Genomic DNA, 14,015 nt, shown 5'->3' on the forward strand with positions numbered 1-14,015 from the left:
ACGCCCCCAATGCCCCATGCCCGGGGCCAGAAACCGGAGGAACAAGGATGACCTCGCACGGCAGCTTCATTCCGTTTCTGATTGGCGCCAGCCTGTTTGCCGTCCTGGTGGTGCTCGGTGCCTATGCCGTTCAACGCATCGGCGCCCGTGATCCCGCCGGCAGCCACTGGCTGCTGCGCGGCCTGGCCCTGCTGTCGCCCGTCTGTCTGCTGATCGGGCTGGCGATCGGCTTGATCGGCCCGCATCTCACCGGCGAACGCGAGCCGGTCCATGTTCCCGGAATGTGGGAAACGTCGATGGTGCTGGTGCTGGTGGGTGCACTGACCCTTCCGGTCCTGTGGCGAATGATCCTGCACCGCCGTCTGGGCCGCTCCGTAAACGCGCTGCCGTTCTTCCATGCCAGCCGCACCGCGCTGCTGGTGCTGTTCGTGCTGGCCGTGATCTACATGAAAGTGGCCAGGATCGCGGCAGCGGAACTGATGCCCTGGCTGACCAGCCCGGGCCTGTGGCCGACCGTGGCGCGCATCGCGGGGCAGTTGATGCAGGTCGCCATGCTTGCGGTCGTGCTGACCCTGTCGCTGATGGTCGTACGGCGGGCGATGGTCGGCTTCCTGCGCCTTCTCACCCCGCCTTCCGGGCGTTCGCCGGAGCTATGATGGCGGCCCCCGCCCGCGGAAACCGCTCGTGTCATTGCGCTGCTGCCTGCCCCTGCTGTGTGCCCTTGCGGCCCCGTCTGCCTTCGCGGCCAGCCTGGACCTGCCGGCGCTGATCGAATGCCGCCTGGGTGTGGCCCAGCACGCCGCGCTGGCGCCGCTGCTGGCCGACCCGCTGAAAGCCGTGGCCCAGGGCCTGCAGCCGCTGCCTCAGGGCAACCAGTTCATGAGCGAGTACCGCCTGGCCCAGCCGATCAGCGTATTTGGCACAGTCACCGAGCGGGTGGCCGTGGCCGGCGCCAGCATCATGGCCGTCCTCGACCAGGCCGACCCGCGGCCGCTGGCCAAGCAGCTGGAACTGGAGACCGGCTACGACCAGGGCGGCAAGTTCATGGCCGGGCGCGAGCTGGTCAGCCGCGATATGACCGACCCGAAGACCGGCGAGGCCCAGATCGAGTCGATCATCCTCAGCGTCTCCACCGTGGCCTCCCACCCCGGCAAGACCCTGGCCGGCTGCACCTACAGCCTGGACCTGCCCGAGGAGGCAGCCCCCCGGCCCGAACTGGCCCCGCCGCCGATCACTGGACCGGGCAGCGTCGGTAACTGACAGGCCGCCACATCCTGCTAGACTTGGGCCAACGCCCGGCCTGCCGGGTGCCTTTTTTCCAGAGATGTCAGAAGACGACAGTAGTAGCTCCCCCGCGGAGCACAGTGAAAAGAAGCGCGGCTGGCTTGAACGCCTGACCTCCGCCTTCTCCGGCGAACCCCACACCCGCGACGAGCTGGTCGCTGTCCTGCACACCGCGCAGGAAGAGGGTCTGATCGCCGCCGATACCCTGAAGATGATGGAAGGCGCCATTTCGGTGGCCGAGCTGACCGTGGGCGACGTGATGATTTCGCGCTCGCAGATGGTCTCGCTGCCGGTCGAAGCGCCCTTCCTGGAACTGATGAAGCAGGTGGTCGAATCCGGCCATTCGCGCTTCCCGGTGCACGGCGAGAACAAGGACGACATCCTTGGCATCCTGCTGGCCAAGGACCTGCTGCGCGGCGTGGTTGCCGACAACGGCCCGGCCAACGTGCGTGAGCTGCTGCGCCCAGCGGTGCTGATTCCGGAGGCCAAGAAGCTCAACGTGCTTCTCAAGGAGTTCCGCCTGTCGCGCAACCACATGGCCATCGTGGTCGACGAGTACGGCGGTGTCGCCGGCCTGGTCACCATCGAAGACGTGCTGGAACAGATCGTCGGCGACATCGACGACGAGCATGACGAAGCTGAAGATCCCTCGGCACAGATCGCCATCCAGTCCGACGGCCAGTACGTGGTCGACGCGCTGACCCCGATCGGCGACTTCAACGAGCGATTCGGCGCGACGTTCTCCGACGAGGACTACGACACCATCGGCGGCCTGGTCACCGAGGCCGTGGGCCATCTACCGGAAGTCGGTGACGAGCTGGCGCTGGACCGTTTCATGTTCCGCGTGGCCCGCGCCGATGCGCGCCGGGTGCAGGCCTTCCACGTGACCGTGCTGCCGCCGGACGCGCAGGACGACGCTTGAAGCGCCGCGGCCTGATCCTGACGCTGTGGCTGGCACTGTGCGTGCTGGCCATGGCCCTGCCGCTGGCCGCCTTCGCACAGCCTGCGGCAGCCACGCCTGCCGGACCCGCGACCCACGCTGAAGCCCCTGCCCCGCGCATCGGCGTGGTGACCATGCAGCCGGGCACGGTGTTCTTCGAACGCTTCGGCCATGACGCCATCGTGGTGCTTGATCCGGTCAGCGGCGAGGCGACCTCCTACAACTTCGGCTACTTCGACCCGTCCGAGGACGATTTCATCAGCCGCTTCGCACGCGGCGACATGATGTATTACCTGGTGGCGCTGCCGTTGCAGCAGGACCTGTCGTACTACGACGAGACCGGCCGTGGCGCCAGCGTGCAGTGGCTGGACCTGCGCCCGGACCAGGCACGTGCGCTGGCCGCCGACCTGGCCGAGCGGGCCAAGCCGGAAAATGCGCGCTACCACTACGACTACTACACCGCCAACTGCGCGACGATGGTGCGCGACACGGTGGACAAGGCACTCGGCGGTGGCCTGCACTCGCAGCTGTCGGGCCGCTCGCGTGGCAATACCTACCGCAGTGAATCGGTTCGCCTGGCATCGCCGGCACCGTGGATGTGGCTGGGCTTCGATGTAGGCCTCGGGCCGTTCGCCGACCAGCCGCTGTCGCGCTGGCAGGAAGCCTTCGTGCCGATGCGCCTGGCAGATGCACTGCGCCAGGCACGCAACAGCGATGGCCGTCCGCTGGTGCAGTCCGAACAGGAACTGCTGCCGCACCGCATCGACCCGGAGCCGAAGGAGTTCGCACGCCGTTGGTGGCCGTGGCTGCTGTGCGGCCTGGTAATCGCCGCTGGCGTGCTGGCGCTGCGCAACCGCCCGCGCCTGCTGGCGGGGCTGGCCCTGCCGTTCTGGCTGCTGTGCGCCCTGTTCGGTGGCGTGCTGGTGTTCCTGTGGGGCTTCAGCATCCACTACGCCGCATGGGCCAACCGCAACCTGCTGTTGCTCTCGCCGCTGGCGGTGCTGCTGCTGCCGGGTGCGATCGCCCTGCTGCGCCGACGTGTGCCGGGCCGCATGTTCAGGATCGTGCTGTGGCTGCTGGCGGTACAGGCAGTGGCCGCGCTGGTGCTGCACTGGCTGAGCCTGCAGGCGCAGTACAACGTGCAGTGGATCGTGCTGCTGCTGCCGGTCCATGTGGCCCTGGCCTGGGTACTGGGCCGGCGTCCTCACTTGTCGGAAACACGGCACTGACGCACGATGGCGGGCATGTCATTGCCCGCCTCCGCTTCCGCACCTGCTTCGGCCAACCCCGCCTGCGTCATCAACTGCGTCCACTACGATGACGAGGGCAAACGCCACGACATCAGCCTGGATGCCATCAGCGACGTCATCGCCAGTGGCAACGGCTTCGTCTGGGTCGGCCTGTACGACCCCAACGACGATGTGCTGCTGAAACTGCAGGAGGAATTCTGCCTGCACGACCTGGCCATCGAGGATGCGCGCAACGCGCACCAGCGGCCCAAGGTCGAAACCTACGGCAACTCAATGTTCGTGGTGGTGACCACCGCGCAGATGGTCGACGAGCGTATCCAGTACGGCGAAACCCACGCCTTCCTCGGCCCGCGCTTCCTGGTCACGGTGCGCCATGGTGCTTCGCTGTCCTACGCGCCGGTGCGTGCGCGGGTGGAACGCGAGCCGCAGCTGCTGAAGATGGGCCCGTCGTACTGCCTGTACGCGGTGGCCGACTTCGTGGTCGACAACTACCTGCCCATCGTGCACCGCTTCCGCGACACCCTGGAGCTGCTGGAAAAGGACATCTTCGCCGACAACTACAAGCGCAGCACCGTGGTGCGGCTGTACGAGCTCAAGCGCGAACTGAACAAGATGCGGATGGCGGTGGCGCCACTGCAGGACGTACTGGCTCAGCTGCGCCGCTACCAGGGCGAACTGATCCCCGACGAAGTGAAGCTGTACATCCGCGACGTGCACGACCACGCAGTACGCATCAGCGATGTGATCGACACCCTGCGCGAGATGCTGGGCACCGCACTGAGCGTAAACCTGTCGCTGGTGACGCTGGCGCAGGGCGAGACGGTGAAGCGGCTGGGTGCATGGGCGGCGCTGCTGGCGGCGCCGACGCTGATCACCAGCTGGTATGGCATGAACTTCAGCCACATGCCGGAGTTGAGCGAGCCGTGGTCCTACCCGCTGATGATCGTTGGCGTGGGTGGGGTGTGCGTCGGGTTGTACCGGTTGTTCAAGCGCGCGAAGTGGTTGTAGCCCGCTTTGGGTAGTGCCGGCCGCGGGCCGGCAACCAGGCAATGCCGGCCAGCGGCCGGCACTACCGTTCGGCATCAAGCCACGTAGACGGTCTTGATGTTCATGAACTCATGGATGCCGTGGTCGGCCAGTTCACGGCCGAAACCGGACTGCTTGCTGCCACCGAACGGCAAGCGCGCATCGCTCTTGACGATGGCGTTGACGAACGCCGCGCCGCATTCCATGCGTTGCGCGAAACGTTCGCCGCGCACTGGATCGCGCGTCCACACGCTGCCGCCCAGGCCAAAACGGGTGTCGTTGGCCACGCGCAGCGCCTCGGCCTCGTCCTTGACCCGGATCACCGCAGCGACCGGACCGAACAGTTCCTCGTCGTAGGCAGGCATGCCCGGGCCGACCTGATCGAGCACGGTGGCCGGATAGCCGGCATGCGTGCCCGCAATCGGCTCACCACCCACCAGCACCCGCGCGCCCTTGGCCACACTGGCCTGCACCTGCTTGTGCAGTTCGTCGCGTAGATCAGCGCGGGCCATGGGTGCCAGCGTGGTGCCGCGCTCGTCGGGATCACCGTATTGGCGCTCGCCCGCAGCTTCAACGAAACGACGGGTGAACTCATCGGCCACCGCCTCGACCACGATGAAGCGCTTGGCCGCGATGCAGGTCTGACCGCTGTTGTCGAAACGCGACTTCACCGCCGCCGCCACGGTCTTGTCGAGGTCGGCATCGTCTAGCACCACGAAGGCATCGCTGCCCCCGAGCTCCATCACCGACTTCTTCAGCTGGCTGCCCGCGTTGGACGCAATCGAGCGCCCTGCCCGTTCGCTGCCAGTCAGGGTCACCGCCTTTACCCGTGCATCGCGCAGCACGTCGGCCGCCTGGTCGTTGTCGATGTGCAGTACATCGAACACGCCATCCGGCAGGCCACCGTCACGGCATACCGCCAGGATCAGGTCGGCACACTGGGGCACATTGCTGGCGTGCTTGAGCAGGGCCACGTTGCCGGCCATGAACGCCGGAGCGAGGAAACGGAACACCTGCCAGATCGGGAAATTCCACGGCATCACCGCGAACACGCAGCCGATCGGCTCGTAGCGCACATAGCTGCGCTGGGCTTCGGTGTCGATCAGCTGCGGCTTGAGGTAATCAGCGGCGTGGTCGGCGTAGAACTCGCAGGCCGCCGCGCACTTGTCGACCTCGGCCAACGCCTCCGCCTTGAGCTTGCCCATCTCGTGGGTCATCGCCTGTTGCAGATCATCGCGGCGCGCACGCAGTTGGCCAGCGATCTGCTTGAGGATCGCCCCCCGTTCCTGCAGCGAGCGCTCGGCCCAGCCGGGGAATGCATCGGCGGCGGCCTGCAGGCGCTGCTCGATGTCGGCAGCACCCATCAGTTCATGGCGATAGGTCACCTGGCCGGTGGCCGGGTCGACAATCTCGACGGTCATGGGGGATCTCCATCTGGTAGACCCCCATTGTGCGCCGCCGGCCGTGAGCCGGATGTTGCCGACGCTGTCGACAAACCGTGTGCTCAGCCGTTGTCCTGGCGTGCCAGCTGCAGGTCGCGCTGGCGCCGTTTCTCGGCACGCGCGTTGATGTACCAGCCGATCACCGCGGCGATCGACACCGCCGACACCAGCAGGGTGGCCAACGCGTTGATCTTCGGGCTGATGCCCATGCGCACCGAGGCGAACACCTTCATCGGCAGCGTAGTCGAGCCCGGTGTGGCGACGAAGCTGGCCACCACCACGTCATCCAGCGACAGGGTGAACGCCAGCAGCCAACCGGCCACCAGCGCCGGTGCGATGATCGGCAGGGTGATGCGCCCGAACACGGTCAGCCGGCTCGCGCCCAGGTCCATTGCGGCTTCTTCCAGCGACAGGTCCATTTCCTGCAGGCGCGAGGACACCACCACGGTGACGAAGCACAGGGTGAAGGTGACGTGGGCGATCCAGATGGTGGTCAAGCCACGTGCCGGGAAGCCGGGAATCGCACCCATCGAGGCCAGCAGCGCCATCAGCGAGAAGCCGAGGATCACATCCGGCATCACCAGCGGCGCGGTCACCAGCGCGCCGAACAGCGGCTTGCCACGGAAGCGCTTGAAGCGCGTCATCACCATCGCCGCCAGCGTGCCCAGCACGGTGGCGGTACAGGCGGTCCAGAACGCCACCACCAGGCTGGTCCACATCGCATCCATCAGCGCGCGGTCGGCAAACAGGTCGCTGTAGGCGCGGGTGGAGAACCCGGCCCAGACCATCGCCAGCCGCGACCTGTTGAACGAATAGAACATCAACAACAGGATCGGCAGGTACAGGAAGGCGAAGCCGAGCAGCAGCACGCCCAGCCCCAGGCCCTTGGCGGAACGCGGGCTCATGCCTGCTTCCCTTCCAGCAGGCGCTGCTGGGATCGGTTGAACAGCAGGATCGGTACCAGCAGCAACAGGATCATCGCCACCGCCATCGCCGAGGCGCCCGGCCAGTTGCGGTTGTTGAAGAATTCATTCCACAGCTGGCGGCCGACCATCAGCGTTTCCGAGCCACCCAGCATTTCCGGAATCACGAATTCGCCGATCGCCGGGATCATCACCAGCATGCAACCGGCGATGATGCCGGCCTTGGACAGCGGCAGGGTGATGCGCAGGAACGCCTGCCACGGCTTGGCGCCGAGGTCGTAGGCTGCTTCCAGCAGGCGATGGTCGTGCTTGACCAGGTTGGCGTACAGCGGCAGCACCATGAACGGCAGGTAGCAGTACACGATGCCGATGTAGGCCGCGGTCGGGGTGTCGATCAGCTGCAGCTTGGGCAGGCCCATGCTGGTCATCAGCGATTGCAAGCCGGTGTACTGCAGGAACTGGTCGAGCAGGCCGTTGCGGTCCAGGATCGCCTTCCACGCATACACGCGGATCAGGAACGAGGTCCACGACGGCAGCACCACCAGCATCATTGCCACGTTGCGCGCGGCCGGCGACAGACGGGCGATGGCATAGGCCATCGGGTAGCCGATCAGCAGGGTCAGGAAAGTGGAGATGGCCGCGATCTTGATCGAGCTCAGGAAGGCCTGCGCATAGATCGAGTCGCGGAACAGGGCCAGGTAGTTCTCGAGATTGAGCTTGAGCGAGAACGCGCCGTCCACGTACTGCAGCAGCCAGGTATACGGCGGCGAGCCGACCCGGCTGTGCGAGAAGCTGATCATCAGCACGATCAGGAACGGCACTGCGAAGAACAGCAGCAGCCACAGGTACGGAATGCCGATCACCGTGGCACGCAGCCCCGGCAGCCAGCGCTTCAGGCCGGCGACGCTCATGAGGTCAGCACCACGCCATCGTTGTCGCGCCAATGCACCCACACTTCGTCGCCCCAGGTCAGGCCATCGCTGGCCCAGCGCTGCGAGTTGGCGAAGTTGGCCAGCACCTTGGCGCCGCTGGGCAGCCGCACGTGGTAGACCGAGTGGCTGCCGAAGTAGGCGATGTCTTCGATCACACCCTGCGCCTTGTTGGTGTGCCCTTCCGGCTCGTCCTTGCCGATCATCACCTTCTCGGGGCGCAGCGCGAACGCGACCGGCTGCCCTTCATAGCAGGTGATGCCATGGGCGATGTAGATCGGCGCGGGGAACAGCGGGGTGCGCACGGTCACGTACTCCGGCAGGTCCTCGTCGATCACGCCGTCGAAGGAGTTGACTGAACCGATGAAGCTCGCGACGAAGCGGTTGGCCGGCTGCTCGTAGACCTCGTCCGGCTTGCCGACCTGCTGGATCCAGCCGGCATCCATCACTGCGATGCGGGTGGCCATGGTCATCGCTTCTTCCTGGTCGTGGGTGACCATCACACAGGTCACGCCCGACGATTCGATGATGCTGACCAGTTCCAGCTGCATCTGCGAACGCAGCTTCTTGTCCAGCGCGCCCATCGGCTCGTCCAGCAGCAGCAGCTTCGGCCCCTTGGCCAGCGACCGCGCCAGCGCCACGCGCTGCTGCTGGCCGCCGGACAGCTGGTGCGGCTTGCGCTTGCCCAGGTGACCCATCTGCACCAGGTCCAGCATCTCGCCCACGCGCTTGCTGATCGCGTCCTTTGCCATCCCGTCCTGCTTCAGGCCGAAGGCGATGTTCTGCTCGACCGTCATGTGCGGGAACAGGGCGTAGGACTGGAACATCATGTTGACCGGCCGCTGGTACGGCGGCAGCGCGTCCAGGCGCTGGCCATCGAGGGTGATGCTGCCCTTGGTAGGCGTCTCAAAGCCGCCGAGGCAGCGCAGCAGGGTCGATTTGCCACTGCCGGAGCCACCGAGCAGGGCAAAGATCTCGCCCTTGCGCACGTCCAGATTGACGTCGTCGACGGCGACGAAACCGTCGAATTCCTTGCGCAGGTCACGAATGGAGAGATAGCCGGGCGCACCGGTCGTGTCGACGACGGCGGCTACCGGCTGGGCTTCAACGGGCATGGGGGCTCCGGGAGCGGGCGGTGGACAGCGGCCGCCATTCTAACGGCCGGTGGGCGCAGGGGATATGACGGCGGCAGGCGGAAGCGGCCGCTGGCCGGCTCCGGGGCCCCGAGGGGTGTCGGTTTTCCCCGCCATAGTGGCCTGTCCGCTCAAAGGCCGCGGCTCGCCCGGACGCCCATGCCGCCGTCCCGACCAGACAGCACGGGCGACGGCCCGTTCTGCAACGTTTTTCAGAACCGGATCTGTTGAAGGCCCGGGGCATTCCCCGCGCAATGGCCCGGATCAAGCACTTGCATGGACCCACCCTGGTGACTTCCCCGGACAGCCCCTCCCCTTTCCCGCCCCGCTTGCCGGGCTCCCTGCCTGCAACGCTGCCGCTGGTCATCATCGGCGCCGGCCAGGCCGGGCTGTCCCTCAGCGCGCTCCTGCAGGAAGCCGGCGTCGAGCATCGCGTGCTGGAGGCCGAAACCGTGGGCGCTAGCTGGCAACGGCGCTGGGAGTCGTTCCAGACCAACACCGCCAACGCGACGATGGCCCTGCACGGCCAGGATTACGCGGGCGATGACCCAGAGGGCTTCATGGGTGCCCCGGAGGTGATCCGGCGGCTGCGCGACTATGCCGACGAGCGATCCTTGCCGATCAGCGAAGGTTGTGCGGTTCAGCGAGTTACGCGTGAGCCTGATGGCTATGTAATCGACAGCAGCGAGGGGCTGATCCACGCCCGTGCGGTTGTGGTCGCTACCGGCGGATACCGGCGCGCGCGGATGCCGCGGGTCCCGTTCGCGCCTGCGCCGGGCCTTGCGCTGCTGCACTCCGGCGACTACCGCAGCCCCCGCCAGCTGCCTGAGGGCTCGGTGCTGGTCATCGGCGGTGGCCAGTCCGGCGCACAGATCGCGCAGGACCTGCGCGACAGAGGGCGCAGCGTGTACTGGTCGCTGGCCGAGCGCCATTCGCATACCCGCCGGCTGCGCGGCAAGGACTCGATGACCTGGTGGGACATGGCCGGGCGCATCCACCAGCACGTGAGTGAAGTGGCCGCTGTATTGGCCGGAGAACCGGATGCGCTGCGCAAGGCCCGCACCGCCGAATTCCCGCTGATCTCCGGCAAGGGACGTGCCGGCCTGGGCAGCTCGATCAGCCTGCTGGCGATGCACCGCGCGGGTATCAGGCTGCTGGGCCGGTTGCAGGGCTTCGAAGGAAACGTCGCCCGCTTCGCCGATGTGCGCCCGCAGCTGCATACCGCGATCAAGGCCACGCGGGCCGAGTACGCCTATCTCAATTCGCTGGCCAGCGCGTACTACGCCACACGCCCCGAACCGCGCACCGACGATGCCCGCTACATCCCCGAAGAGGTCTATCTGCACTGGGACCCGGAACCGTCGCCATGCGAGCTGGATCTGCAAGCGGAAGGCATCCGCTCGGTGGTGCTGGCCACCGGCTTCGTTGCCGAATGGCCGTGGCTCGACGTGCGGGGCGCGCTGGATGCACACGGCTATCCGCTCGGCGAGTTCGGCGTTTCCCCGCAGCCGGGGCTGTTCTTCATCGGCATGCACAACCTGCAGCGGATGAGTTCGTCGTTCCTGTGCAACGGCGGCCGCGATGCGCGCGACCTGTTGCCGGCGATCCTGCGACACCTTGGCCAGGGCGGCGGTACCGCGCCGGGCCAAGGATGAAGCAATCCGACGGGCATGGCCCGTCGGCGCCAGACCGGCTTAGCGGCCGGTCTTCACCTCGGTCCACAGCCGGGTGTAGAGCTTGTCGGTCTCCGGCGTGTTGATCGAGTACGTGAACATCTTCTCGGCCACGTCGGCCGGCGGGTAGATGGTCGGGTCGGTACGGATCGCCTCATCCACCAGCGGGGTCGCAGTCGGCACCGGGTTGGCGTAGTGGATGAAGTTGGTGTTGGCCGCGGCAACCTTCGGCTGCAGCAGGTAATTGATGAACGCGTAGGCCGCTTCCGGGTGCTTGGCATCCTTCGGGATCGCCAGCATGTCGAACCACTGCGGGGCGCCTTCCTTCGGGATCGAATAGGCCACGTGCACGCCGTTGCTGGCCTCCTCGGCGCGGTCGCGGGCCTGGATGATGTCACCCGACCAGCCGACCACCAGGCAGGTACCGCCATTGGCAAGCGACCCCACGTACTGCGAGGAGTGGAAGTTCTGCACGTACGGGCGGATCGACTTCAGCAGGTCAGCCGCCTTCTGCAGCTCGGCCGGATCGCCACTGTGCGGGTCCAGGCCCAGGTAGTGCAGCGCGATCGGGATCATGTCCGCCGGCGTGTCCAGGATGGTCACGCCGCAGTCCTTCATCTTGCTGATGTTCTCCGGCTTGAACACCAGGTCCCAGCTGTTGGCGATGTCGGCGCTGCCGCCGAAGCGCTGCTTCAGCATCTCCACGTTGTAGCCGATGCCGGTAGTGCCGATCATGTACGGCACGCCGTACTGGTTGCCCGGATCCTGGGTGGCGATGCGTTTCATCACCGCCGGGTCGAGGTTGGCCAGGTTGGGGATCTTGCTCTTGTCCAGCGGCAGGAACACGCCCGCCTGGATCTGGCGACCGAAGAAGTTCAGTGTCGGCACCACCACGTCGTAGCCGCTGTTGCCGGCCAGCAGCTTGGTCTCGACCATCTCATCGCTGTCGAACACATCGTAGGTCACCTTGATCCCGCTCTCCTTCTCGAAGGTCGGGATGGTGTCCTCGGCGATGTAGTCGCTGTAGTTGTAGACGTTCAGGACCTGGCTGTCCTGCGCGCCGCCGTTGCCACCGCTGCAGGCGGCAAGCATGGCGGAGGCCAGGCCGAGCGTGAGGATACGCAGCTTCATCGGGTGCTCCAGAATGCGGGAAGGGGGGCCGGCGGGGCCGGCGACGGGTGCCAGCCTACCCCCCGGCGGCGGATTTTTCTATTCCAGATGCTCAGACGTTCAGCAGCAGGAACTCGCGCTCCCACGAACTGATGACCCGGAAAAAGGTCTCGTATTCCTTGCGCTTGACCGAAATGTAGGCACGGCAGAAGCGCTCGCCCAGCAGGGCCTGCAGCTCGCTGCACTGCTCCAGCCCGTCCAGCGCTTCACCCAGCGAGCGCGGCAGGTTGTAGCCCAGCTCCTTGGCGCTGCCGGTCACCGGTGCATCCGGTGCCAGCCGCTCGCGGATACCGAGCAGGCCACAGGCCAGGGTCGCAGCCATCGCCAGGTAAGGGTTGGCGTCGGAACCGGCGAAGCGGCTCTCCACACGCATGTTCTCCGGCGTATCCAAGGGCACGCGCAGGCCGCAGGTGCGGTTGTCGAAACCCCAGTGCACGTTGCTCGGCGAGACCTCGCCAAACACCAGCCGGCGGTAGGAATTCACGTTCGGCGCGAAGAACGCCATGGCCATCGGCACATACTTCTGCAGGCCAGCCAGGTAGTGGGCGAACAACGGGCTGAAATCTTCCCCGCCATGTTCGCCGGTGAACACGTTCTGACCATCGCTGATCCGCAGCAGGCTCTGGTGGATGTGCATGGCACTGCCCGGCTCGTTCTCCATCGGCTTGGCCAGGAAGGTGGCATACACCCCGTGACGCATCGCCGATTCGCGCATGGTGCGCTTGAACAGGAACACCTGGTCGGCCAGGTCCATGGCGTTGGCATGGGTGAAGTTGACTTCCAGCTGCGCCGCGCCGGACTCGTGGATGAGCGTATCCACGTCCAGCTTCATCGCATCACAGTAGTCGTACATCAGGTCAAGGATGGGGTCGAATTCGTTGACCGCATCGATCGAGTAGGACTGGCGGGCCGTTTCCGGCCGCCCCGAGCGACCGGCCGGCGGCAGCAGCGGGAAATCGGGATCGGTGTTCTTCTGCACCAGGAAGAACTCCAGCTCCGGCGCTACCACCGGGCGCAGGCCCAGCTCCGTGTAAGCGTCCAGCACCCGTCGCAGCACGTTGCGCGGAGCCAGCTCGTGCGGCTCGCCGGTCTTGGTGTAGCAATCGTGGATGACCTGCGCGGTCGGATCGGTGGCCCACGGCACCATGCGCACGGTATCCGGATCCGGACGCAGGATCATGTCCGAATCCGAAGGCGAGGTCAGGTCGTAGTAATCGTCCGGGAACTCGCCGGTGACGGTGGTCGCGAAAATGCCTTCCGGCAAGCGCGTCCCGTAATCATGCGAGAACTTATCGGCGGGAATGATCTTGCCGCGGGCATTGCCGGTGATATCCGGCACCAGGCATTCGACCTCGGTGATGCGCCGCTCCTTCAGCCAGCGCAGCAGACTGCTTTCCTGCGGTGCGGGGGGCGTGGCCGTCTTGCGCGGGCGCGTTCGGGAACTCATCGGGAATCCAGTCGGTTCTGTTGGTGCTGCCGGCAAGCTTGGCCGAACGCACGGAAAATAGCGTGATAGAACGGCGCCTGCATGACACGCCATTCCGGGTGCCACTGTACGCCGAGCACGAAACGATGGTGCGGACTGCGTGCAGCCTCGATCAGACCATCGTCGGCCCAGGCCTCGACCTGCAGGCCTTCGGCGAGGCGCGCAATGCCCTGCCCATGCACCGAATTGACCTGCACGCGATCGCCTCCATGCCACTGCGCCAGCCAGCCATCGGCGACCAGGGTGACCGCATGGGCCGGCCCGTACTGCACATCCACCGGCGCCTGCGGGTCTTCGCGGTGGTCGGCCAGGCCCGGCACGGCATGCACCTGCGGATGCAGGCTGCCACCGAGCACGACGTTCAGTTCCTGGAAGCCGCGGCAGATCGCCAGCACCGGCATGTCCAGCGAAAGCGCTTCGTGCAGCAACGCAAACGCATTGGCATCGCGGGCCGGGTCATGCGGATTGCCGGGCCAGCTGCGGCCGCCCTCGTAGTGCTGCGGTTCGATGTTGCTGACCGCACCAGTCAACAGCAAGCCATCGAGCCCGTGCAGCCAGTCGCCAGCCGGCAACGGAGGCTGCAGGCTCGGCAGTACCACCGGTGTGACCTCGGCTGCATCGGCCAGCGCGCGCACATACTTCTCGCCGGCCACCGCGAAACGATGATGGCCGAGCACGGTGCTGTCGGTGGGCAGGCCCACCCAGGGCAGGCGGCGCATGGGAAAACTCCTTGGCGTGCCGACACGTTACCCGTCGGCC

Annotated in this window: 13 protein-coding genes; 6 read left to right on the plus strand and 7 right to left on the minus strand. The window is 66.4% G+C overall.

Annotated elements, in window-relative coordinates; genetic code table 11:
• The first annotated feature begins 47 nt into the window (after nucleotides 1–47).
• From AC07M7_RS00415 to AC07M7_RS00435, 5 genes are all read left to right on the plus strand, one after another.
• Nucleotides 48–656 carry a hypothetical protein gene (locus AC07M7_RS00415; RefSeq protein WP_495206518.1) on the plus strand — a complete coding sequence of 203 codons (609 nt, stop codon included), beginning with the start codon at nucleotides 48–50 and terminating at the stop codon, nucleotides 654–656.
• A 28-nt stretch (nucleotides 657–684) separates the two neighbouring features.
• Entirely contained in the window at nucleotides 685–1,260 is a 576-nt protein-coding gene (locus AC07M7_RS00420) for a hypothetical protein (RefSeq protein ID WP_428709157.1), read from the plus strand.
• A gap of 64 nt (nucleotides 1,261–1,324) precedes the next feature.
• Nucleotides 1,325–2,206, plus strand: coding sequence for a CorC family transporter (locus AC07M7_RS00425; RefSeq protein WP_004151956.1), 882 nt, complete (start codon nucleotides 1,325–1,327; stop codon nucleotides 2,204–2,206).
• Nucleotides 2,203–3,453, plus strand: a complete 1,251-nt coding sequence (locus tag AC07M7_RS00430) for a lipoprotein N-acyltransferase Lnb domain-containing protein (protein ID WP_046983334.1) — start codon at nucleotides 2,203–2,205, stop codon at nucleotides 3,451–3,453. The genes AC07M7_RS00425 and AC07M7_RS00430 overlap by 4 nt, the downstream gene beginning before the upstream one ends.
• A gap of 6 nt (nucleotides 3,454–3,459) precedes the next feature.
• On the plus strand, nucleotides 3,460–4,482 hold the full coding sequence (locus tag AC07M7_RS00435; protein WP_253079640.1) for a magnesium and cobalt transport protein CorA: 1,023 nt from the start codon (nucleotides 3,460–3,462) through the stop codon (nucleotides 4,480–4,482).
• A gap of 74 nt (nucleotides 4,483–4,556) precedes the next feature.
• Here the strand turns inward: AC07M7_RS00435 and AC07M7_RS00440 are convergent, their stop codons facing one another.
• The 4 genes from AC07M7_RS00440 to AC07M7_RS00455 all read right to left on the minus strand — a co-directional run bounded on the left by AC07M7_RS00440 (nucleotide 4,557) and on the right by AC07M7_RS00455 (nucleotide 8,909).
• Nucleotides 4,557–5,921: an NAD-dependent succinate-semialdehyde dehydrogenase gene (locus tag AC07M7_RS00440; RefSeq protein WP_253079639.1), complete on the minus strand. Its 1,365-nt coding sequence runs from the start codon at nucleotides 5,919–5,921 to the stop codon at nucleotides 4,557–4,559.
• A gap of 83 nt (nucleotides 5,922–6,004) precedes the next feature.
• Nucleotides 6,005–6,847 (minus strand): ABC transporter permease subunit, encoded by an 843-nt coding sequence (locus AC07M7_RS00445; RefSeq protein ID WP_495206519.1) that lies wholly within the window; start codon nucleotides 6,845–6,847, stop codon nucleotides 6,005–6,007.
• Complete coding sequence (locus tag AC07M7_RS00450) at nucleotides 6,844–7,776, minus strand: ABC transporter permease subunit (protein WP_430766370.1); 933 nt, start codon at nucleotides 7,774–7,776, stop codon at nucleotides 6,844–6,846. The genes AC07M7_RS00445 and AC07M7_RS00450 overlap by 4 nt, the downstream gene beginning before the upstream one ends.
• Complete coding sequence (locus AC07M7_RS00455) at nucleotides 7,773–8,909, minus strand: ABC transporter ATP-binding protein (protein WP_495206520.1); 1,137 nt, start codon at nucleotides 8,907–8,909, stop codon at nucleotides 7,773–7,775. The genes AC07M7_RS00450 and AC07M7_RS00455 overlap by 4 nt, the downstream gene beginning before the upstream one ends.
• A 272-nt stretch (nucleotides 8,910–9,181) precedes the next feature.
• On the opposite strand from AC07M7_RS00455, the gene AC07M7_RS00460 reads away from it, so the two are divergent.
• A complete protein-coding gene (locus tag AC07M7_RS00460; RefSeq protein ID WP_495206521.1) occupies nucleotides 9,182–10,582 on the plus strand; it encodes a flavin-containing monooxygenase in 1,401 nt (466 codons plus the stop codon).
• A gap of 39 nt (nucleotides 10,583–10,621) precedes the next feature.
• Here AC07M7_RS00460 and AC07M7_RS00465 read toward each other — a convergent pair whose 3' ends face one another.
• From AC07M7_RS00465 to AC07M7_RS00475, 3 genes are all read right to left on the minus strand, one after another.
• Complete coding sequence (locus AC07M7_RS00465; RefSeq protein ID WP_253079637.1) at nucleotides 10,622–11,731, minus strand: polyamine ABC transporter substrate-binding protein; 1,110 nt, start codon at nucleotides 11,729–11,731, stop codon at nucleotides 10,622–10,624.
• Between the two features lie 91 nt (nucleotides 11,732–11,822).
• Nucleotides 11,823–13,217, minus strand: a complete 1,395-nt coding sequence (locus tag AC07M7_RS00470) for a glutamine synthetase family protein (RefSeq protein ID WP_046984963.1) — start codon at nucleotides 13,215–13,217, stop codon at nucleotides 11,823–11,825.
• Nucleotides 13,214–13,975, minus strand: a complete 762-nt coding sequence (locus AC07M7_RS00475) for a gamma-glutamyl-gamma-aminobutyrate hydrolase family protein (RefSeq protein ID WP_253079636.1) — start codon at nucleotides 13,973–13,975, stop codon at nucleotides 13,214–13,216. The genes AC07M7_RS00470 and AC07M7_RS00475 overlap by 4 nt, the downstream gene beginning before the upstream one ends.
• Between the last annotated feature and the right edge of the window lie 40 nt (nucleotides 13,976–14,015).

The sequence above is a fragment of the Stenotrophomonas sp. GW821-FHT09E08 genome (assembly GCF_059416125.1).